This is a genomic window from Bifidobacterium callitrichidarum (assembly GCF_003129905.1).
GTDB lineage: Bacteria > Actinomycetota > Actinomycetes > Actinomycetales > Bifidobacteriaceae > Bifidobacterium > Bifidobacterium callitrichidarum.
The window spans coordinates 103,233-124,097 of sequence record NZ_QFFM01000001.1 but is presented as its reverse complement, the minus strand read 5'-3'; the positions used below and the strand labels follow the sequence as shown (position 1 = coordinate 124,097).

The following is a 20,865-nucleotide window of genomic DNA, read 5'->3' as shown; positions in this document are numbered from 1 at the left end:
CCGCATGCCCAATTCCGCCGTTTCACAACCGCTCTTCCTGTATTCCACCACCGTGTCCGACGTGGGCACGGTGCGCGCGAACAATCAGGATTCATCCTTCGCGGGCGAGCATCTCATCGCCATCTGCGACGGCATGGGCGGTCACGCCGGCGGCGACACGGCCTCCTCCATCGCCATCCGCTCGCTGGCGCACATCGAACAGGACGACACCGGCGGCGACATCGAAACCATCTCGCGCATGATGGAGACCTCCGTCATGGCCGCGCACGACGCGATCGTGGGCAAGGCCAAGCGCGAACGCAAGCTGGCCGGCATGGGCACCACCGTGACCGCGGTGGCCCTCGTGGCCGGATACTGGGTAATCGCGCACATCGGCGATTCACGCGCCTATCTGCTGCGCGACGGCCATCTGGGGCGCATCACCTGCGACCACAGCTACGTCCAGCACCTCATCGACACCGGCCGCATCACGCCCGCCGAGGCCAAGAACCATCCCCAGCGCAACGTGGTGATGCGCGTGCTCGGCGACTTCGACATCGACCCGCACCCGGACATCTCCATCCGCAAGGCCCACCCGGCCGACCGCTGGCTGCTGTGCTCGGACGGCCTGTGCGGCGTACTGGAGGACTCCACCATCGAGGAGACCATGACCTCGCTGGCCGATCAGGGCGAATGCGCCCAGCGGCTCGTGCAGATGGCCCTGCGCGCCGGCAGCACGGACAACGTGACCGCCGTGATCGCGGACGCCACGCTGGCCCTCGACGCTGATGCCTTCGACCTGCCGCACCAGACGCCGCTCATCGGCGGCGCGGCCCGCCGCCACCTGGCGCCCATCGCGGACAGCATCACCGAACCGGTGGCCACCGCCCCGGCCTTGCGCGAGGACGACTCCCCCGCCGCCCGCGCCGCCGCGCTCATCCAGCCGGCCAGCGCCCACGAGGACGCCGACGACGCGCCCGCCGCCGAACCCGGCACGGTGCGCGTGGCCCAACCGTCCACCGTGCGCGAGGAGAACGGCGAGCGCGCCAATCCGGACACCGGCGAGATCCCGGTGGTCCTCAAGACCGACGGCCGCCTGTCTGCCGACCCCAACGACCCGGAGGTGGCCAAGGCCATCCATGCCGAGCACGTGGAGCAGAAGAAGGCCAAGCGCGTCAAGAAACGCCGCGGCACCATCGCCGTGGTGATCAGCTGCGTACTGGTACTGCTGGCGTTGGCCGGCGCGGCCTGGGGCGGGTATGCCTGGAGCCAGACCCGCTATTACGTGGGCACCAGCAACGGCAAGGTCACCATCTACCAGGGCATTCCCACCAACGTGTTCGGCCTGGAGCTCTCGCACGCGGTGGAGCGCACGGACATCGTCTCCTCGCAGCTGCCGACCACCTGGCGCGACCAGCTCAAGCAGGGCATCACGGTGGATTCGCTGGCCGAGGCGCAGTCGCATGTGAACATCATCCGCAGTGAAATGATCAAACTTCAGCAACAGCAGGAGAAGGCGGCCGAGGAGAAGGCCGAGGCGCTGACCAAGAGCGCCGAGAAGGCACAGTCCAAGACCGATTCGTCCGACAAGTCCAATGATTCCGGTTCGTCCGGTGATTCCGGTTCCTCCGATTCGTCCAGCCCGGACATCGGCGCGGCGGACGACGCCGCCACGGGGGGTGCGCAATGATCGCAACCCGCCTGCGCCAGATCTCGCTGCTCGTGTTCGCCATGGCGGTGAGCGCTCTGGGCCTGGTCCAGATGTTCCAGCGCACCACCGGCGAGTTCCCGCAGCAGTACATCATCATGCTGGCGGTCGTGGTGGCGCTGTTCCTTGTGCTGTGGGCGCTGACCATCCGATTCCAGCCCTACGCCAGCCAGTCGATCATCCCGTGCGTGCTGCTGCTGACGGGCACCGGCGTGACGATGATTGCCCGCATCGACCAGAGCATGGGCAAGGCCGTGGCCATGCGCCAACTGCTGTGGCTGTGCCTGGCGCTGGTGATCGTGGCGCCGATCATCATCTTCCTGCGTGACTACCGCGTACTGAGACGGTTCTCGTACGTGTCCATGGTGGTGGGCCTGGTGCTGCTGCTTTCCCCGATGCTGCCCGTGCTCGGCGAGGAGGTCAACGGCGCGCGTATCTGGGTCAAGATCCCCGGATTGGGCCAGTTCCAGCCCGGCGAGTTCGCCAAGCTGTTCCTGGCGTTCTTCTTCGCCGCCTACCTGTTCGACCATCGCGACCAGCTGGCCGTGGGCGGCAAGAAGGTGCTCGGCCTGCAGCTGCCGCGCATCAAGGACCTGGGCCCGATCATCATCGTGTGGTTCGCCTCGATGGGCGTGCTCATCATGCAGCATGACCTGGGCACCTCGCTCATGTTCTTCGCCATGTTCGTGGCCATGCTGTACGTGGCTACCGGCCGCAAGAGCTGGATCGTCATCGGCCTGATCGCCTTCGCGGCAGGCGCCGTGCTCGCCGCGGGCATGTTCAGCCACGTGGGCCAGCGCGTGGACGCCTGGCTGCACCCGTTCAGCGCCGAGGAATACAACAAGGAATACGGCGGCTCATGGCAGCTGGTCACCGGCATCTTCGGCCTGGCCTCCGGCGGCCTGCTGGGCACCGGTCTGGGCCAGGGACATCCGGCCCTGACCACGTTCGCCAACTCGGACTTCATCTACGCGGCCCTCGGCGAGGAGCTCGGTCTGGTGGGGCTGCTGGCCATCCTGATGATGTACCTGATCATCGTGGCCTCCGGATTCATCACGTCCATGAAGGTCAAGGACGGCTTCGGCAAGCTGCTGGCTTCCGGCCTGGTGTTCACCATGGCATTCCAGGTGTTCACCGTGGTGGGCGGCATCACGCTCGTCATCCCGCTGACCGGCCTGACCCTGCCGTATATGGCGGCGGGCGGTTCAAGCCTCATCGCCAACTACGTTCTGGCGGCGCTGCTCATCGTGATCTCCAACGCGGCCAACGCGCCGGAACCCGAGCTGACCTCGGACACGTTCCAGTACGAGGCGCTGGCGGTGCTTCGGGACAAGGAGCTCAAGGCCCGCGCACGCGCCACCGAGGAGATCGTCAAGCCGCGCAGCGCGTCCGCCGCGGCATCCGCAGCATCCGCGGACGCAACCGGAACCGAAGCCGTGGCCCAGCAGGTGGCCTATGCGGCGCAGTCCACGCCGACCGTGTCAGCCGCCGCCGCTCAGCCGGGGCAGCCGACGCAATCAGGGCAATCGGCACAGCTGGTCGGTCCGGGCGCAGGAACGCCAGACCAGGCCCCCGCGCCGACCGCATCGTTCGCCGACATCCCCGCTCCCCCGGCTCCGCACGCAGGCCATGCCGCGCACGCCACCCACGGAGCCCACGCCGCGCACGCCGTCGAGGACAACCCGTTCTCCGGTTTCCCCGGCTTCGGCAGCCCGGACGGTACCGACAACCTCGATGATGACGATCCAATCATCGACATCACCCGTCAGGATCCCTCACGCTTCGACATCCCCGAGCCGTCCACCCGGACCGCTTCCCTACCGCCCATTCCACCAGTCAACGGAGGTGACCGCGTATGAACAAGTATCTGCGCCAGCTCTTCACCGCCGTGGTGGCGCTGTTCGTGGTGCTTGGACTATCCTCCACGATTCTCATGGCCGTGCGCGCGAACGAGCTCAACAACGATTCGCGCAACGCCCGCTCGCTCTACCACCAGCTCGGCGCCGACCGCGGTGCCATCCTGGCCTCGGACGGCACGGTGATGGCCAAATCCGAACCGATCAACGACGCCTTCAAGTACCAGCGCGTCTACTCCAACGGCCCGCTGTACGCACCCGTGACCGGCTTCTTCTCCATCTCCCAGACGGCCGACCGCGGTCTCGAGGCCTCCCGCAGCATGCTGCTCAACGGTGAGGCCGACGCGCTGATGTGGCAGCGCACCAAGGCGTTGCTCACCGGCGGCTCCAACCAGGGCGCCTCCATCGAGACGTCCATCGACCCGAAGCTGCAGCAGGTGGCCTACGACCAGCTCGGCTCGCGCGACGGCGCGGCCGTAGCCATCGAGGTCAAGTCCGGCCGCATCCTGGCCATGGTGAGTACCCCGAGCTACGACCCGAACCAGCTGGCCACGCACGACACCCAGGCCGCCGCCAAGGCGTACCAGGAGCTGTCCGCAGGCCAGGACAGCCCGCTCATCAACCGCGTCACCTCGCAGCTCTACCCGCCCGGATCCACGTTCAAGACCATCGTGGCGGCCACCGCGCTGGAGACCGGCGACTACGAGCCGGACACGCAGATTCCGGCCGGCTCCTCCTACACGCTGCCCGGCACGGTGACCCAGCTGCCGAACGCCGAATCGCAGGCGGACGGCGCCAACGGCCAGATCACCCTGCAGAACGCCATCGCATGGTCGTCGAACACCGCGTTCGCCCAGTTGGGCGTCAAGCTCGGCTCCGAGAAGGTCTCCGACATGGCCACCAAGCTCGGTTTCGGCAGCACCATCACCATCGACGGCTCGGACGCGACCGGCACCCCGATGACGGCCACCGCATCCACCTTCCCCACCGATCCGACCGACGACAAGCTCGCGCTGGCCTCCATCGGCCAGGGCGACACCACGGCCACACCGCTGCAGATGGCGATGGTGGCCCAGGCCATCGCCAACGACGGCAAGCTCATGCGCCCCACCCTCGTGGACCGCGTGCGCGCGTCCGACCTGACCGTGCTCTCGCAGACCAAGGCGCAGGTCATGGCGAACGTCTTCAGCAAGGATTCGGCGGACAAGCTCACGCAGATGATGGAACAGGTGGTCACCCAGGCTAACCCGCAGCTGGCCATCGACGGCATCCAGGTGGCCGCCAAGACCGGCACCGCGCAGATCGGCGTGGGCAACACCAGCATCGACGGCTGGGTGATTGGCTTCGCGCCGGCGGACGATCCGCAGATCGCCGTGGCCGTGCTGGTGCACAACACTGACGTATACGGTTCGCTCGCCGCTGGCCCGATCATGCGTGCGATGATTCAGGAGGCGCTGCAGCAATGAGACTGATCGAAGGTCAGCTGATTCACCGACGTTACCGCTTGGATTCCCGCCTTGCGCAAGGCGGTATGGGCGAGGTCTGGAAAGGCTACGACATCCAGCTCGGCCGCGAGGTGGCCATCAAGGCCCTGCGTTCGGACGTGACCAACGCCGAGGCCAAGCTGCGCCGACTGCGCGCCGAGGCCCACAATTCCGCGAACCTCGCGCACCCGAACATCGCCGCGCTGTTCGAATACTACGAACACGACGGCATCGGCTTCCTCATCATGGAATACGTGCCGAGCAAGTCGCTGGCGGACTTGTTCCATGAGAAGGGCGCGATGGACGCCACCGAACTGCTGCCGATCCTCATCCAGACCGCGCGCGGCCTGTTCGTGGCGCACAGCCACGGCGTGATCCACCGCGACGTCAAGCCGGCCAACATCATGGTCTCCGATTCCGGTCAGGTCAAGATCACGGACTTCGGCGTGAGCTACTCCACCGGCCAGGGCCAGATCACCCAGGACGGCATGGTGGTGGGCACCGCCCAGTACATCTCCCCCGAGCAGGCGCAGGGCCAGCAGGCCACGCCCCAGTCGGACATCTACTCGCTGGGCGTGGTGGCCTACGAGGGTCTGGCCGGCCACCGCCCGTTCACCGGCACCACTCCGGTGGACATCGCGGCCGCGCACGTGAACGACCCGGTGCCGCCGCTGCCCGATTCGGTGGACGTGCAGTTGCGCGAGTTCGTCATGTCCATGCTGGCCAAGGACCCGCTGGACCGCCCGAAGGACGCCCTCGTGGTCTCCCGCACGCTCGCCCGCATCGAACGCCGCCTGCTAGACCAGCAGACCGAAATGACCGACCGGACCGCCACGATCGCGTCCGGCGGCCGTCTGCCGCGCAGGGTCACGAGCACGCCGCGCATCGTATTGGAGACCCCGGTCTCAAGGATTGGAAGGAAGAAGCAATGAGCAGCATGCCTACTGCGTTGGCCGGCGGCCGATACCAGCTTGGCCAGCTCATCGGCCGCGGCGGCATGGCCGAGGTCCACGTGGCCCTCGACACCCGTCTGGGCCGCACTGTGGCCATCAAGATCATGCGTGCCGACCTGGCCAACGACGACATCTTCCTGGCCCGCTTCCGCCGCGAGGCGCACGCCGTGGCGCAGATGAACAACCCGAACATCGTCAACATCTACGATTCCGGCGAGGAGACCGTCTCCTCCGAGAACGGCCAGACCGAACTCCTGCCGTACCTGGTCATGGAGTACGTCAAGGGCCAGACCCTGCGCGACATCCTCAAGGTGAACGGCTCCCTGAGCCAGCGCGACGCCGAACAGGTGATGCTCGGCGTGCTCAGCGCCCTCGACTACTCGCACCGCATGGGTGTGATCCACCGCGACATCAAGCCCGGCAACATCATGATCTCCGAGCAAGGCGTGGTCAAGGTCATGGACTTCGGCATCGCGCGCGCCCTGGATGATTCCGCGGCCACGATGACCCAGTCGCAGGGCGTGGTGGGCACCGCGCAGTACCTCTCCCCCGAGCAGGCCCGCGGCGAGACCGTGGACATGCGCTCCGACCTGTATTCCGCCGGTTGCGTGCTGTACGAGATGCTCACCGGGCGTCCGCCGTTCACCGGTGATTCGGCCGTGGCCATCGCCTACCAGCATGTGTCCGAGGTAGCCACGCCGCCTTCCGCCGTGGTGCCCGGTCTGCCGAAGATGTGGGATTCCATCTGCGCCAAGGCCATGGCCAAGGATCGTCAGAACCGCTATGCCACGGCCGCGGAGTTCCGCAACGACATCCTGACCTTCATGAACGGCGGCGTGCCCGTGGCGGCCGCGTTCAACCCGCTCACGGACATGACCAACGTGCAGGCCCGCAAGAACGCGGAGACCGCCAACCCCACCGTGCAGATGGACCGTCCGTCCACCACCGCGTACAACCCCGCCACCGGCCAGTTCGAGCAGATCGTGCCGGCCAGCGGCAGCTTCGCATCGGTGCAGTCGCGCGCCAAGCAGCGTGCGGCGGCTGCCAAGGCCAAGAAGCGCCGGACCATCATCATCAGCACGATCATCGGCATCGTGGCGGTGATCGCCATCGTCTGCGGCTTGGTGTTCGCCCTGCGGGACACGGGTTCCGCCACGGCCGATACCGTCACCATCCCCGAATGCACGGCCAACACCTCCAAGGACGGCATCAATGCCAAGCTCAAGGCGCTGGGCCTGACCATGGTGGAGAAGCACGACACCGACTCCATCGAGCCGGCCGGCACCTGCACCAAGATGAGCCCCGAGGCGGGCTCCAAGGTGGCCAAGGGCTCCGAGGTGGAGGTTTGGTTCTCCGACGGCCCGCAGTCCACATCCGTGCCGGACGTCAAGGACCTGAGCCAGAGCGAGGCCCGCACCAAGCTGGAGAAGGCCGGTTTCAAGGTGAACAGCTCGGTCAAGAGCGAGCCCAGCGATTCCATCGAGAAGGACAAGGTGACCCGCACCGACCCGGCCGCCGGTTCCTCGCAGGCCAAGGGCACGACCATCACGATTTACGTGTCCACCGGCATGACGGTGGTGCCGAGCAACCTCGTGGGCCAGACCAAGGAAGCCGTGGTGGCCGAATACGGCGACGACTTCACCCTCAACTTCCAGGAGGAAGAGTCGGATACGGTGCCGGCCGGCTCAATCACGCGCGTAAGCCCCGGCTCGGGCGTGGCCATCGAGCAGCACGGCACGATTACGCTGTGGGTGTCCACCGGCAAGCAGCAGGTCACGGTACCTTCGATCGCGGCGGGCACGTCCTACACGACCGCCAAGCTCATGCTGCAGGCTGAGGGTCTGAACGTCTCGGTGAGCGGCCCCACCGATTCCACAGCCATTGTGGTGAGCATCAATCCGGGTGCCGGCACCCAGGTGGACAAGGGCTCCACGGTGACGATCACCACCACCAGCAGCGGTAGCGGTGGCAACGGCAACAACGGGGGCAGCACCGACAACGGCGGCGGTTCCACCGACGGCGGCGAAACCAAGCCGACTACCCCCACGGAATGACCATCGATAGAGACAAGTTGGCTCCCCTCTCTGAGGGGAGCTGTCGAACGGAGCAAGACTGAGGGAAGCACATCGGGACGCCCCTCCATCCAGCTTCGCTGACAGCTCCCCTCATCGAGGGGAGCCAACTATTTATATAGGCTATATAGGCCCTTACTTCGTCACCTTGGGCTGCAGGCCGGCGGACTTGGCGACGGCGTTCTCCTGGCCGCAGACCTTGAGCCAGTTGGCAAGCAGACGGTAGCCGTCCTGCGTCATCACCGATTCGGGGTGGAACTGCACCGCGTACATGCGCTTGCCCTTGACCTTCAGGCCCTGGATGATGTGGTCGCCCTCGGTCCATGCGGTCACCACGAGCGTGTCCGGCACGGAATCGGGCTCCACGGCCAGCGAATGGTAGCGGGTGGCGGTCATCGGATTGGCCACGCCTTCGAAGATCTCGTCGTCGATATGCTCCACCTGGCTCGTCTTGCCGTGCATGATGGTGGGCGCGTGGTCCACCGTGCAGCCGTAGACCTCGGCGAGCGCCTGCAGGCCCAGGCATACGCCGAACATGGGCGTATCGGTCTCGGCGGCCAAGCGGATCATGCCCTCGCTGGCGCCGGATTCGGCCGGGGCGCCGGGGCCGGGAGAGATCAGCACGCCGTCGTAGCCGTCCAGCACGCCGGGCGCGGCGGGGTCGATGGCGTCGTTGCGCACCACGTCAACGGTGGCGCCGAGGGTTTTCAGGTAGCCGACGATCGTGTAGACGAACGAATCGTAGTTATCCACCACCAGAATGTGCGCGGAATCAGTCATGCTTGCTCTCCTTGGAAGACGTGTCCTGCAAGCCATACTACTCAGTGCGGCCGCTGTGATGCGGGTTGATTCCAGTAGGGAGGAATCGGCGTGAGGAATCGGCCTGCGGCCGATGCTGGGTTGTTTCGCAGCCGGTTGGCTGCTTCTCCTTCTCTCCCCCAGTCAGCTTCGCTGACAGCCCCCCTCGTCAGAGGGGGCCAAGGAACTATACGGTGTAGGCCTTGCCTCCCTCTGGCGAGGGAGGTGGCTCGGCGTAAGCCGAGACGGAGGGAGAGCAGCACGCAGTCAACCGGCTGCGGAAAACCCAGCATCGGCCGAAGGCCGATTCCAAAGGCCGATTCCTACTCCACCGCCACGTAATTGGACATCTGCTGGAGGAAGGGGATGTGCGCGGCGGCCCACGGGAATCCCCACTGGAACAGCGCGCAGGCGGCCGCGAACAGCAGAATGGCGGCCAGCAGCAGTCGAATCGGCAGCACGCCGGGCTGCAATCGCACCAACGCACCGTACAGGCTTGCGTCCGGGCGACGGCGCTCACCAGCGTGAATCGCGCGCAGCACCGGCCAACGCCAGGCCACGGCGGCGGCGATGAACAGAATCGCCCACGCCACCAAGGCCCACGCCACCACGCGATCCAGCGAACCGATATGCGAGGCCACGGACGGTGTCTCGGTCACGGCGAACTTCACCGCACCGGATGAATCGGTGGTGGCCAGTTCGGCCGGCACCCCGTCGGACACCTTGGCCCAGTAAGCCAGTTCGCCGTAACTGATCCAGCGATGCGTGGGCGTGGAGTATTTCGGCTCGCACGTGGTCATCGTGATCATGCGCTTGGTGGGCTCGGCACCGGGGTTCTCGGGGTTGGCCGAGATCACGTACGTATCAGTGGGCAGCACGATTTCGTAGCGCGTGTAATGGTAGACGTACCAGTAATGCTCCGTGCGGACGATGATGGCGTCGCCGGTCTGCAGCTTGTCCACGTCGCCGAGCGGCTGCCCATAGCCGTTGCGGTGTCCGGCGAACGCGAAGTTGCCCACCTGGCCGGGCAGTTGGCTGGTCTGGTAGCGGCCGAGGCCATGGCGGTTGAGCTGTTCGAGTGTGGTGCCCTCCACCAGGTTGCGATGCCAGCCCGAACCGAACCGCGGGATGTACACCTGGGCGATGAGGTCGCCGTACTGCGGGTTCTCGGGCTCGGCGGGAGGGTCGCCCTCCTGTGCCTTCGCGATGGTCGTGGTCCCGTTGCCGTTGCTGCCGGCGGCCGGGTCGGACCAGGAGACGGATTGCAGGGTCTCATTCTGCGTCTGCTCGGCCTCCACGCCGGTCCACCACATCTGCCACACAATGTACAGGGCGCAGATCGCGGCCACCGTGATGAGCAGTTCCGCGATGATGCCGAGCGCCTGCCACAGCGGGCCGCGACGGGTGCCGGGCATGCCTGCGTTGCGCGAGCCACCGGGGACTCGGGAGCCGCCAGAAATCATCGCGGCGACACCGTCGGCCTGCGTATCCACCGCTCCCCCACGCGCCCTACGAATCCCTGCCCGTCCGCCGAATCCACCGCGCACGTTGCCGGACCCGCCGGTGTGTCTGCCGCGGCTCACTGCGCCGACTCCTCGTCCTTGACCTTGGACGAATCGACCGTGGCGTACTTGAGCTGCTGGAGCAGGGCCGCGGTGGACGGGAACTGGAGGTCGTCCTTATTCTCCACCTTGTATCCGATGCCGAACGCGGTGACGTATTGCTTCAAAATCGTGATGGCCTTGGAATCATTGAGGGCCTTGCGCATGGCCGAGGCATCGCCGATGGCGGAGATGGTGAACGGCGGCGCGTACTTCTTGCCGTGCAGCGAGAGCACGTTGCCCGAGCAGATCACGGCGGAATTGAACAGCACGCGCTGGTCCATGATCATCATGGCCTGGGCGCCTCCGGCCCACAGCGCGTTGACCACGGACTCCACGTCCTGCTGGTGAATCACGTAATCGTCGATGTTCGAAGTCGAGCCGTTGTTGTTCACCGCGTTCTCCCACAGCGGCGAATCGTCGAGGGTCACGGTCACGCCCGCACCATCCAGCTCGGGCAGCATCAGGCTGGAATCGTTGCCGTTCTGCGAGGAATTCTGGGAGGTGCCGCTGCCGTCGGAGCTGAGGATGTCGGTGAGGCTGTCGATCTGCGAGGTCAGGTCCGTGACCTCCTTCTGCAGGCCCGCCACCTCGTCCACGCTGTGTTCGATGAGGTCGGCGGTGTCGTTGGTCACGGTGGTGGTCTTGTTCACGCGCACGTTGGTGCTGAGCAGAAACCCGGTGAGCGCGATGACCACGAACGCCGCGATTCCGGCCGCAAGAGAGCGCTTCACGCCATGCTTACCCACGTGTTTGACCATAAATACCCGTCTTTTCCTCGGCGTGTTCGCTGGTTTCGAGTGTAACCACTATTATGACTTTTAGCCTATTGAATGGAGACTATGCTGATGGCTAACGAAGAGCTGCACGAAACCGACTCGAACGACCAGAAGGACTGGCAGGACGAGACTTCCGCCAAGGCCGCTGACGACGCTGCCGCCGCCGAGGACGAGAACTACGGTGTTGATATGGATCAGGTTCAGGCCGTCCTGAACGCCACCGCCGACAAGTCCACGATGACCCCGCAGATGCAGCGCATGATGAGCCGCCAGGAGGAGAACACCAAGCGCGTGGAGGAGACCATCAAGGGCACCAAGTCCAACCCGCGTTGGTTCGTTCCGGTGTTCTGCGCGTTCATGATCATCGGTCTGATCTGGTGCGTGGTGTACTACCTGTCGCCGTCCGGCGCCTGGCCGATTCCGAACATCGGCGCCTGGAACCTGGCGATCGGCTTCGCGCTGATCATGGTGGGCTTCCTGATGACGATGGGTTGGCGCTGAGTCCGCTGCCTTATTCGTCCGATTGACGTATTGCAAGGCCGGTTCCCGATTTCAATCGGGGCCGGCCTTTTGCGTAGGCTCTGTTCAGCCAAGATTGACATGGTCCCATTCTTGGCTTCCCTTGTCAGGGGAGCTGGCGGCGAAGCCGACTGAGGGGTAGTCCAATGGAATTCATGTCAATCTTGGTTTAACAGAGCCTTTGTGTATCCATTCTGTTCTGGCGGGCCAGCATGCTGCGCACGCCCTGTCCACCAGTTACCCACAGCTATCCACCACTTATCCACGAGTTATCCACACGGTTATCCACTCAATGTGGATGAATTACACGATTGTAGTTTTTCGAGCCAGTTATCCACCGAATGTGGAAAAGGGTGTGGATAACTAGTGGATAAGTGGTGGATAAGGTGCGTTTCATGGTGTATATCCCGTGTATAACCCTGATTTGCGCCGGTTTTTCGCCGATTGGCCGGTGCATGAAGACCTGTGGAAATCGGGGTTGTACGCCGGTTATCCACAGTTATGCGGTAAGGACTTATGCACCGGAGAGCTCCGATATCCACCAACCCACCGGGTTATCCACAGACTTATACACTTTTCCCCACACCTGTGCACAACTCGATTCCCCACCCCGCGGTATCCCTTGCGTCGGCGATGTGCATAACTTGGACGTGGATTGTTGACAGTCTCCCTTATAGGAGTCCGGCATACGGGTTGGCGGTGTTGAGGGCCAGAATCAGCGCCACCACCAGCACGGTGACGCCCCAGCCGTACACCTGCATGCGCCATTTCAGGCTCTTGGAGCGCCACGGCTTCAATCCGGCCACCAGCAGCCAGGTGAGCAGTCCGCCGACCACGAATCCGCCCACATGCGCCTGCCAGGCCACACCGCCCACCACGAACGGCAGGGCGAAGTTGACCGCCATCCACACCAGCATCGAGCGGATATCGGCACCGATGCGCCGGTACACCACCAGCAGGGCGGCAAACAGGCCGAACAGTGCGCCCGAAGCGCCGTATGCGGCGTATTGCCAGCCTTGGCCGCCGGGGGCCAGCACGCCCCACGCCATAAGGCCCAGCGCACCGCCGAGCCCGGAAATCATGTACAGGCCCAGGAACCGCCAGTGGCCCATAAGCCGTTCAAGTTCGGGTCCCACGGAATACAGGGCGATCATGTTGAACAGGATGTGCAGGATCGAGTTCGGCGCGTGCAGGAACATCGAGGTGACGATGGTCCACGGCTCGCGCACCATCGTGGCCGGGGCCGCCATGCCCCGCACGATCAGCCAGCTCTGCAACGCCGGCGAGATGAACCCGGCGAGCACCTCCACCAACCACACCGCCACACAGGCGACGATCAGTGCCCATGTGACCACCGGGCCGCCGCGTTCCCATTGGTATCGAATCTGCTGTTTGGTAGGCATACGCATGGGCTCCACTGTATCGGAGCGCATGTCATTCCACCCAATCAACACAAACACCGACTTAGAATAGGGAGCAGAGTCGGTCTGAATGGGCATACCGACCAGACGATCCCTAGGGAAAGGAGCCGTCATGGAGAACAAGTCTTCTAACGGTTGGAAGTTCTTCGCACTGCTGTTCGGCGCGCTGCTCGCAGCGGTGGTGGGTCTGTACATCTACAAGCAGCAGAACCCGGATTACGATCCGTGGGAGGAGCCGTGGGAGAACAGCTCTTCGCCGGTGGATCTGGGCCTGAACAAGGCCGCGGACAAGGGCGATGAGGAGGAGCCCGAAGCCGCCCCGGCCGAAGCCTGATTTTCCAGCTGTTATATACGAGGAAGCCCCCGCAACCGATTTGATTGCGGGGGCTTTCGTATGCCGTCAGACTCCGGCTCCCCTCTCTGAGGGGAGCTGCTGAGCGGAGCCACACACATAGCGCTACTCCCCTCAGTCACCTACGGTGACAGCTCCCCTCAGAGAGGGGAGCCGAGGTTATGCTCAGGCGAGCGAGCCGGTGTGCCAGAGTGCGGCGCCGTTAAGCAAACAGTCCGGTGGACTGTTTGTAGGCGACGCCGAGCGACGACAGTCGCGAGGCAGGGACCAGCGCGCATTTGGCGCGCCGGTCCCGAGCCGTCAGGCGAGCGGAGCGAGTCGACTGACGTGTGTGTCCGCAAGGCGCACCGAGGGAAGGCGTACGAAGGTACGTCGACCGAGGAGCAACGCCGCGGACACTCCGTCAGTCGGCGAGCGGGCCGGTGTGCCAGATGCGCTCGAGGTAATCCTCGATGGAGCGGTCGGAGCTGAAGTAGCCGGAGTTGGCCACGTTGAGCAGGGCCTTGCGGTTCCACTCGAGCTGGTCGCGGTAGAGCTTCTCGATCTCGGCCTGGATGTCGGCGTAGGCGGAGAAGTCGGCCAGGGTCATGAACCAGTCCTTGGTCAGCCAGTCGGCCACGAGCGGAGCGTAGGCGTTGCGGTCACCGTTGGAGAAGGTGCCGTTGGCGACCAGATCGATGGCCTGCTTCAGGCGAGGATCGGCCTCGTAGTACTTGGCCGGATCGTAACCGTCGGCGTACAGCTTCTCGACCTCATCGACGGTCATGCCGAACAGGAAGAAGTTCTCGGCGCCGACCTTCTCGCGGATCTCGACGTTCGCGCCGTCCAGGGTGCCCACGGTCAGGGCGCCGTTGAGGGCGAACTTCATGTTGCCGGTGCCGGAGGCTTCCTTGCCGGCCTGGGAGATCTGTTCGTCCAGTTCGGTGGCGGGAATCAGGTTCTGAGCCATCTCGATGTTGTAGTTCGGCAGCATGTGGACGGCCAGCTTGCCCTTGACGTCCGGATCGTTGTTGACGACCTTGGAGACGTTGTTGATGAGCTGGATGGTCATCTTGGCCAGGTAGTAGCCCGGAGCGGCCTTGGCGCCGAAGAACACGGTGCGCGGCAGGATCTCGTCGGCGGAGACGGTGCCGTTCTTGATGGCGGCGTACTTGGAGATGACGGCCAGGATCTTCAGGGCCTGACGCTTGTACTCGTGCAGACGCTTGACCATCGTGTTGAACATGGTGTTCTCGTCGATGTCGATGCCGTAGTGATCCTTGGCGAAGCCCACGAAGGCGTGCTTGTTGGCGGCCTTGACGGCGGCGAACTTCTTGACGAACTCGTCGTCCTTGGCCAGCGGGACCAGGCCCTGCAGCAGCTCGAGATCGGAGAGCCACTTGTCGGTGCCCAGACCCTCGGTGATGAGGTCGGACAGGCCCGGGTTGGCGAGCTTGACGAAGCGACGCGGGGTCACACCGTTGGTCACGTTGGTGAACTTGGTCGGGTAGGCGTCGGAGAAGTCCTTCAGGGTCATGTCCTTCAGGAGCTGGGAGTGCAGCTCGGCCACGCCGTTGACGTGGGAGCCGCCGTAGGTGGCCAGGTAGGCCATGCGGACGGAGTCGCCGGTGTAGATGCGCATGCGCTCGATGGTCTCATCGGCGATGCCCTTGCCCTTGAGCTCGTCCTCGAACTGCTCGTTGATCTTCTCGATGATCTCGAGGTGACGCGGCAGCAGCTCGCCAATCAGGCTGGCCGGCCAGACCTCGAGGGCCTCCGGCAGCAGGGTGTGGCAGGTGTAGTTGAAGGTCTTGACGGTGATGTCCCAGGCGGTATCCCAGTCGTAGTCGTACTCATCGATGAGGATGCGCATGAGCTCGGGGATGCCGATGACCGGGTGGGTGTCGTTGAGCTGGAACGTGATCTTGTTCGGGAAGGTGGTCAGATCCGGCTTGGCCTCGCCCGGGTAGAAGACGCGGATGGCGTCATGCAGGGAGGCGGACACGAAGAAGTACTGCTGCTCGAGACGCAGCTCCTTGCCGACCTTGGTGGAATCCTCCGGGTAGAGGATCTTGGAGATGTTCTCGGCCTTGACCTGCGGCTTGACGGCCTCCATGTACTCGGAGCGGTTGAAGGCGAGCAGATCGAACTCGTCGTAGGACTTGGCGGTCCACAGACGCAGGGTGTTCACACGCTGGGACTTGTAGCCCGGCACCAGGTAGTCGACCGGCACGGCGCGCACGGACCAGGCCGGCTTCCACACCTTCTTGCCGTTCTCCTCGACGACCTCGCCGCCGAAGGAGACCTTCTGGTCACGGTTGTAGTCGATGTGGCCCCACGGCTCCTCGTTGTTCAGCCAGTAGTCCGGGGTCTCCACCTGCTTGCCGTTCTCGTCGAACGTCTGCTTGAAGATGCCATACTTGTACTGGATGCCGTAGCCGAAGGCCGGCACGCCCAGGGAGGCGAGGGAGTCGATGAAGCAGGCGGCGAGACGGCCAAGGCCGCCGTTGCCCAGGCCCGGCTCGTACTCGGCGTCGACGATGTCCTTCGGCTGGAAGCCAAGGGCCTCGACGGCCTCGTCGAACTGCTCGGTCAGGCCGGCGTTGAGCAGTGCGTTCTCCAGCTGCTTGCCCATAAGGAACTCGGCGGAGAAGTAGCCCACGGCCTTGGTGTTGCCGTTGACGGTATCGGCCTGGGTCTTGAACCAGGCGTCCGCGAGGTGGTTGCGCACGGCCTTGGAGGCGGCGACATACACATCGGCCGCGGTGGCCTGCTCAGGGGTGACGTTCTGGGTGTACTTGAGTTGCTCGCGAATCTCGTCGGCGAACTGAGCCGCCGTGACAGGAGACTTGGGTGCGGTGATTTCGGTCATTCTGACTTTCCTTCCGGGATAGTTGCCCGACTTCATTATGCCGCGAGATAGGTATCGCCACATAAACGCAGGCATGAACTCTCCGTAACAGCATTGGAAAAGAGCGTTATGCATACGTTCTCATTAGGAGCATAGCACGCCTACGTAGTTTGCGCATCTCCGCGTATGTCATCGATGTCATCGTTTGCAATACGCGCCCCGTGGCCTGCGGAATGCCCCCTGCCGAGGCGCGCGACATTCCGGCATTCGAGACATCCTCCACGATGGCGTCATCGGGGAACCATCGCGCACGCCATCGTGCGAAGATGGGGGCATGGCTGTGATTTTGGAAAGGGACCTGCCTCGCGGACGCGAGGCGTTCAAGCGTTGGGCCGAGGCCGCGCGGGAGACGGTGAACGCCGTCGGCATCGATGACTCCGGCAGCGCCACCGCCCGCCTTGCCGTCCGCCCCGAACTGCCGCGCAACGTATGGGCGATGGCCGTGCGCTACTCGCTGTTCCTGCTGGAATGCCGCGCGCCCGGGCCGGGTGTGGAGGTGCGCGTGGCACCGTGGGGAGCCGTCAAGATCCTGGACGGTCCGGAATCGGACCCGCACAACCTCACGCCGCCGGACGTCATCGAACTGGACCCGGAAGTCTGGCTACGGCTGGCCTGCGGCATCACGGACTGGGCGGAGGAAAAGGACGCCGGACACATCAGCGCCGTCGGCGAACGCGACGACCTGAGCGACCTGCTGCCGCTGGCCTGAGAGCGATCGCCGCCCTGCCGCAGGCAACGAAAAGGCGCCCGCACTGAGCGGACGCCTAGAAAGTATGGAAACGGCGACTGCGCGAGCGCCGTCAATCGGCAAAACCAATCACTGCTTCGGCTTGAGAGCGCTCGGAATCGGGCGCGGCTTCGGCATCGGGATGGGCTTGTGCAGTGCGGCCGGCTTGGCCGTGGTCTTCGGGAATTCGCCGCTCGTCGCCTTCGCGGCGGCCTCGGCGGCCCACTTGGCGTATTCATCAAGATCATCGTCCGCGACCGGAGCGGCCGGTTCGGAAACGGCATCCGCAGCGGACGTCTCATGATCGGCGTCCACATCGTGAGCATACTTGGCTTCGATGTCGGCGAACGGATCGGGAGACCCCACTCCCGGCTCCTGCTCGCTCAGTTCCTTGGCCAGCTCGTCATAATCGGTATCGGTAGTCAGATACTTGAGCTTACGGGCTATTTTCTGCTGCTTGGCTTTCTGACGTCCGCGGCCCATGCGACCCCCTGCGATTACTGTGCTGTTCGATTCATCAACTTATGAGAGTACCACTTGTTTGCGGCTTGTTCGTTGTCGGCTCACACTTTTACCATAAAAAGCGTTTATTTGAGGCTATTTCAAAGGATTTCGCATGACCGACGAGCAGCAATTGACAGCGGCAGGCAATGAGATGAGCGCGAGCTTCCTCGCCGCCAAGAAGCGTTCGGACGAGACGCTCGCCAAGCTCGAAGCCGAGCCGGGCAAGTTCACGATGCTCACCGGCGACCGCCCGACCGGCCGTCTGCACCTCGGCCACTACTTCGGTTCCATCAAGGAGCGCGTGGCCATGCAGAACAAGGGTGTGCACTCCAACATCATCATCGCGGACTACCAGGTGATCACCGACCGCGACACCACCGAGCACATCCAGGAGAACGTGCTGAACCTCGTGCTGGATTACATGGCCGCCGGCATCGACCCGAAGAAGACCATGATCTACGCGCACTCCGCCGTACCGGCCGAGAACCAGCTGCTGCTGCCGTTCCTTTCCCTCGTGACCGAGGCCGAGCTGCACCGCAACCCGACCGTGAAGTCCGAGATGGAGGCCTCCGGCCACGCGCTGACCGGCCTGCTGCTCACTTACCCGGTGCACCAGGCGTGCGACATCCTCTTCTGCAAGGCCAACGTGGTGCCGGTCGGCAAGGACAACCTGCCGCACATTGAGATCACGCGCACCATCGCCCGCCGCTTCAACGAGCGTTACGCCAAGAAGCACCCGGTGTTCCCGGAACCGGCCGCCATCCTGTCCGACGCCCCGGAGATTCCGGGCCTCGACGGTCGCAAGATGAGCAAGTCCTACGGCAACTCCATCATGCTGGGCGCCACCGCCGAGGAGACCGCCAAGCTCATCAAGAAGAGCCCGACCGATTCCGAGCGCAAAATCACGTTCGACCCGATCGCCCGCCCGCAGGTCTCCGCCCTGCTGACCACCGCCGGACTGGTGACCGGCCGCGACCCGAAGGAAATCGCCGAGGAGATCGGCGATGCCGGCGCCGGCGCCCTGAAGGCATACGTGATCGAGTCCGTGAACAACTTCCTGGCCCCGCACCGCGAACGTCGCGCCGAACTGGCCAAGGATATGGACTACATCCGCGACGTGCTGGAGGACGGCAACAAGCGCGCCAACGCCATCGCCGAGGAAACCCTCGACCAGGTGCGCGAGGCCATGGGCATGAAGTACTGAGTTCTGCCCGGCCTTTCGGACCGTACGTTTAAATACGTGTAAGGCTGTGTGCCGCATCTCTCTCGGGGATGCGGCACACAGCCTTTTTGCACGCCCAACACAAAATGAACCCCTTCACAACACCTGCGGGAATCCTATCTGCGTTACGAGGGGCTGATTTGCGGGGGCTGGGATACCTATCTGCGTTACAAGGGGCTGCGCAACCGGTTAATCGGGGGTGTCCGAACCGCCCATACATCGATATTCCGCCGTTGGGGGACTGTATCTACGCTGAGCGGAGCCCCTCGTAACGCAGATAGATGTCCTGATGAAGCCCAATCAGCCCCTTGTAACGCAGATAGCGATTGGGCCAGACTACATCAGCCGTGCTGTTCCACGGATCGGGTCTCAGTGGACACGGGTGCCGGCCACGAACGTCATCGCTACATGGGTGGGCATGGCGCGCATGGCCTCAGGCGTGGTCTGGGCGTACGGGTCCGCGTCCAGGAGCACGACGTCCGCGGGGGCGCCGGCTTCGAGACGATCTCGGCCCGCAGCGGTCGAGGCCGCCAGTGCGACTTCGACCGGCAGGCACTGCTCCGGCTGGAACGGATCGCGGGACGAGTTTTCGGTGCCGAAGACCGCGGCGGAAATCGCCAGCCACGGGTCGAGCGGGGCGACGGGCGCGTCCGAGCCCATGCGCAGCTTCGCCCCCGCGTCATACAGCGAGCGGAACGGGTACGGGATGCCGGCGGGATTGGCCCAGAAGCGGGTGACGACGTCACGGTCGTCCATCGCATGCTGAGGTTGGATGCTGGCCGTAAGCCCCAGCTGGGCGAATCGCGGGATATCCACGGGCTTGAGCATCTGCGCGTGCTCGATGGATCCGTGCGCATGGGTGGCTTCCGCCGCATTCAGCACGATGGTGTTCGCCTCGTCGCCGATGGCATGGCAGGCGATGTCGAAGCCGTGCGCGGTGGCGAGCCGCATGTACTCCTCGATTTCCTGTGGCGTGTAGCTCAGGGTGCCGTAAGTTGCGGGTTCGATGCCCGAATACGGGGTGGAGCAATAGGCGGAGCGTGTGTTGAGAGAGCCGTCCGAGATGAGTTTCATGGCACCGACGCGGCCCAGTCCGTTGCTGCCGGGCAGGGTCTTGCCGGTATGCCATCCGGCGTCGATGGCGTCCTGCATGCGTTCGGGGTATACGCCGGCGTCCACACGCAGCCGGTTGATGCCGGCCGCGAAACGGCCGATCCACGTATTGATGTTCTCGGCCATCTCGTAATCGCGGATGCCGACGATGCCTTTGGCGACCGCATCCCGCTCGGCCTCGCGCAGCAGTCGGTCGGTCTCCTCGGCGGCGCCGGGCGCCTTGTCGAACTGGGTGTAGGCGTCGAACCATTCGAGCTCGCCCACGAGCCCGGTGCGCTCGTCCACATGCACACCCAATCGCCGCGCAGCCGCGGAATTCACCCAGCCGCAGTGCATGTCCGCGCTGGAGAGGGCCACCGGCTGGTCGCCGGTCACCGCATCGATGGCGGCAAGCGTGGGCTGTTCGTCGTCGGACCACAGGGAGTGGCGGAATCGCATGCCCACCACGAAGGCGTCAGGGTCGAGCGTTCCGGCGGCGCGACGCTCATCGAGGTGGGCGCGCAACATCGCCATCGCCTCGGACGCCGAGCGGGCATTGATCAAATCCAGCCGGCCCAGCGTCTTCGACCATTGCGTGAAGTGCGTGTGGCAATCCCACAGGCCGGGGATGGCCCAGAGCCCATCGGCGTCGATGGTGGTTTCGGCAGCCGGTTCTCTCCCGACCGAACCGGTCGGGCTGACGAACGCGACCTTCCCGTCCTGCAGGACGATATCGACACGGGTCTGAGCACCGGGGACACCGGCATTGGCAATACGCACCGAGTTATTCATACCTGCCATCATGCCACCGCCAAGTCGGTGGAGACCCATCGTGCTCAGTATGAGCCGAGGGCATTGTCGACCGGTAGTTCGGCATGTGCGGCAAGGCCTCCCAGAGACCAAGTTAT

Annotated in this window: 16 protein-coding genes; 9 read left to right on the top strand and 7 right to left on the bottom strand. The window is 64.5% G+C overall.

All coding sequences use genetic code 11. The features are described from left to right. The first annotated feature begins 4 nt into the window (after positions 1 to 4). The 5 genes from DF196_RS00425 to pknB are packed head-to-tail and all read left to right on the top strand — an operon-like array spanning position 5 to position 8,034. Positions 5 to 1,669: a protein phosphatase 2C domain-containing protein gene (locus tag DF196_RS00425; RefSeq protein WP_109055965.1), complete on the top strand. Its 1,665-nt coding sequence runs from the start codon at positions 5 to 7 to the stop codon at positions 1,667 to 1,669. Next, positions 1,666 to 3,546: an FtsW/RodA/SpoVE family cell cycle protein gene (locus DF196_RS00420; protein WP_109055964.1), complete on the top strand. Its 1,881-nt coding sequence runs from the start codon at positions 1,666 to 1,668 to the stop codon at positions 3,544 to 3,546. The genes DF196_RS00425 and DF196_RS00420 overlap by 4 nt, the downstream gene beginning before the upstream one ends. Beyond that, positions 3,543 to 5,009 carry a peptidoglycan D,D-transpeptidase FtsI family protein gene (locus tag DF196_RS00415; RefSeq protein WP_109055963.1) on the top strand — a complete coding sequence of 489 codons (1,467 nt, stop codon included), beginning with the start codon at positions 3,543 to 3,545 and terminating at the stop codon, positions 5,007 to 5,009. The genes DF196_RS00420 and DF196_RS00415 overlap by 4 nt, the downstream gene beginning before the upstream one ends. Then, positions 5,006 to 5,959: a serine/threonine-protein kinase gene (locus DF196_RS00410; protein WP_109055962.1), complete on the top strand. Its 954-nt coding sequence runs from the start codon at positions 5,006 to 5,008 to the stop codon at positions 5,957 to 5,959. Before DF196_RS00415 ends, DF196_RS00410 begins: the two co-directional genes overlap by 4 nt. Next, positions 5,956 to 8,034, top strand: a complete 2,079-nt coding sequence (gene pknB / locus DF196_RS00405; protein WP_421728434.1) for a Stk1 family PASTA domain-containing Ser/Thr kinase — start codon at positions 5,956 to 5,958, stop codon at positions 8,032 to 8,034. Before DF196_RS00410 ends, pknB begins: the two co-directional genes overlap by 4 nt. Before the next feature lie 153 nt (positions 8,035 to 8,187). On the opposite strand, the gene DF196_RS00400 is transcribed toward pknB, so the two are convergent. From DF196_RS00400 to DF196_RS00390, 3 genes are all read right to left on the bottom strand, one after another. Then, positions 8,188 to 8,832: an anthranilate synthase component II gene (locus tag DF196_RS00400; RefSeq protein WP_109055961.1), complete on the bottom strand. Its 645-nt coding sequence runs from the start codon at positions 8,830 to 8,832 to the stop codon at positions 8,188 to 8,190. Positions 8,833 to 9,173: 341 nt separating this feature from the next. Then, positions 9,174 to 10,265, bottom strand: a complete 1,092-nt coding sequence (locus DF196_RS00395) for a class E sortase (RefSeq protein ID WP_241519523.1) — start codon at positions 10,263 to 10,265, stop codon at positions 9,174 to 9,176. A 164-nt stretch (positions 10,266 to 10,429) separates the two neighbouring features. Further along, entirely contained in the window at positions 10,430 to 11,212 is a 783-nt protein-coding gene (locus DF196_RS00390; protein WP_109055960.1) for a DUF881 domain-containing protein, read from the bottom strand. An 81-nt stretch (positions 11,213 to 11,293) separates the two neighbouring features. On the opposite strand from DF196_RS00390, the gene crgA reads away from it, so the two are divergent. Beyond that, positions 11,294 to 11,731, top strand: coding sequence for a cell division protein CrgA (gene crgA, locus DF196_RS00385; RefSeq protein WP_193852551.1), 438 nt, complete (start codon positions 11,294 to 11,296; stop codon positions 11,729 to 11,731). A 689-nt stretch (positions 11,732 to 12,420) separates the two neighbouring features. Here crgA and DF196_RS00380 read toward each other — a convergent pair. Further along, positions 12,421 to 13,158 carry a rhomboid family intramembrane serine protease gene (locus DF196_RS00380; protein WP_109056022.1) on the bottom strand — a complete coding sequence of 246 codons (738 nt, stop codon included), beginning with the start codon at positions 13,156 to 13,158 and terminating at the stop codon, positions 12,421 to 12,423. 124 nt (positions 13,159 to 13,282) lie between these two features. On the opposite strand from DF196_RS00380, the gene DF196_RS00375 reads away from it, so the two are divergent. Beyond that, on the top strand, positions 13,283 to 13,504 hold the full coding sequence (locus DF196_RS00375; RefSeq protein WP_170114947.1) for a hypothetical protein: 222 nt from the start codon (positions 13,283 to 13,285) through the stop codon (positions 13,502 to 13,504). A gap of 421 nt (positions 13,505 to 13,925) precedes the next feature. Here the strand turns inward: DF196_RS00375 and DF196_RS00370 are convergent, their stop codons facing one another. After that, on the bottom strand, positions 13,926 to 16,373 hold the full coding sequence (locus DF196_RS00370; RefSeq protein ID WP_170114946.1) for a glycogen/starch/alpha-glucan phosphorylase: 2,448 nt from the start codon (positions 16,371 to 16,373) through the stop codon (positions 13,926 to 13,928). 313 nt (positions 16,374 to 16,686) lie between these two features. On the opposite strand from DF196_RS00370, the gene DF196_RS00365 reads away from it, so the two are divergent. Then, complete coding sequence (locus DF196_RS00365) at positions 16,687 to 17,121, top strand: sterol carrier family protein (RefSeq protein WP_109055957.1); 435 nt, start codon at positions 16,687 to 16,689, stop codon at positions 17,119 to 17,121. A 108-nt stretch (positions 17,122 to 17,229) separates the two neighbouring features. Here DF196_RS00365 and DF196_RS00360 read toward each other — a convergent pair whose 3' ends face one another. Further along, complete coding sequence (locus DF196_RS00360) at positions 17,230 to 17,622, bottom strand: DUF3073 domain-containing protein (protein WP_109055956.1); 393 nt, start codon at positions 17,620 to 17,622, stop codon at positions 17,230 to 17,232. A 133-nt stretch (positions 17,623 to 17,755) separates the two neighbouring features. Between DF196_RS00360 and trpS the strand changes: the two genes are divergently transcribed. Further along, positions 17,756 to 18,847 (top strand): tryptophan--tRNA ligase, encoded by a 1,092-nt coding sequence (gene trpS, locus DF196_RS00355; RefSeq protein WP_109055955.1) that lies wholly within the window; start codon positions 17,756 to 17,758, stop codon positions 18,845 to 18,847. 387 nt (positions 18,848 to 19,234) lie between these two features. Here trpS and DF196_RS00350 read toward each other — a convergent pair whose 3' ends face one another. Next, a complete protein-coding gene (locus tag DF196_RS00350; protein WP_109056021.1) occupies positions 19,235 to 20,758 on the bottom strand; it encodes an amidohydrolase in 1,524 nt (507 codons plus the stop codon). Positions 20,759 to 20,865 lie beyond the last annotated feature (107 nt).

What these genes read in the sequence shown, in the direction of transcription:
- DF196_RS00425 (WP_109055965.1), top strand. Translation starts at nt 5, where the DNA reads ATGCCCAATTCCGCCGTTTCACAACCGCTCTTCCTGTATTCCACCACC.
- DF196_RS00420 (WP_109055964.1), top strand. Translation starts at nt 1,666, where the DNA reads ATGATCGCAACCCGCCTGCGCCAGATCTCGCTGCTCGTGTTCGCCATG.
- DF196_RS00415 (WP_109055963.1), top strand. Translation starts at nt 3,543, where the DNA reads ATGAACAAGTATCTGCGCCAGCTCTTCACCGCCGTGGTGGCGCTGTTC.
- DF196_RS00410 (WP_109055962.1), top strand. Translation starts at nt 5,006, where the DNA reads ATGAGACTGATCGAAGGTCAGCTGATTCACCGACGTTACCGCTTGGAT.
- pknB (WP_421728434.1), top strand. Translation starts at nt 5,956, where the DNA reads ATGAGCAGCATGCCTACTGCGTTGGCCGGCGGCCGATACCAGCTTGGC.
- DF196_RS00400 (WP_109055961.1), bottom strand. Translation starts at nt 8,832, where the DNA reads ATGACTGATTCCGCGCACATTCTGGTGGTGGATAACTACGATTCGTTC.
- DF196_RS00395 (WP_241519523.1), bottom strand. Translation starts at nt 10,265, where the DNA reads ATGCCCGGCACCCGTCGCGGCCCGCTGTGGCAGGCGCTCGGCATCATC.
- DF196_RS00390 (WP_109055960.1), bottom strand. Translation starts at nt 11,212, where the DNA reads ATGGTCAAACACGTGGGTAAGCATGGCGTGAAGCGCTCTCTTGCGGCC.
- crgA (WP_193852551.1), top strand. Translation starts at nt 11,294, where the DNA reads ATGCTGATGGCTAACGAAGAGCTGCACGAAACCGACTCGAACGACCAG.
- DF196_RS00380 (WP_109056022.1), bottom strand. Translation starts at nt 13,158, where the DNA reads ATGCGTATGCCTACCAAACAGCAGATTCGATACCAATGGGAACGCGGC.
- DF196_RS00375 (WP_170114947.1), top strand. Translation starts at nt 13,283, where the DNA reads ATGGAGAACAAGTCTTCTAACGGTTGGAAGTTCTTCGCACTGCTGTTC.
- DF196_RS00370 (WP_170114946.1), bottom strand. Translation starts at nt 16,373, where the DNA reads ATGACCGAAATCACCGCACCCAAGTCTCCTGTCACGGCGGCTCAGTTC.
- DF196_RS00365 (WP_109055957.1), top strand. Translation starts at nt 16,687, where the DNA reads ATGGCTGTGATTTTGGAAAGGGACCTGCCTCGCGGACGCGAGGCGTTC.
- DF196_RS00360 (WP_109055956.1), bottom strand. Translation starts at nt 17,622, where the DNA reads ATGGGCCGCGGACGTCAGAAAGCCAAGCAGCAGAAAATAGCCCGTAAG.
- trpS (WP_109055955.1), top strand. Translation starts at nt 17,756, where the DNA reads ATGACCGACGAGCAGCAATTGACAGCGGCAGGCAATGAGATGAGCGCG.
- DF196_RS00350 (WP_109056021.1), bottom strand. Translation starts at nt 20,758, where the DNA reads ATGGCAGGTATGAATAACTCGGTGCGTATTGCCAATGCCGGTGTCCCC.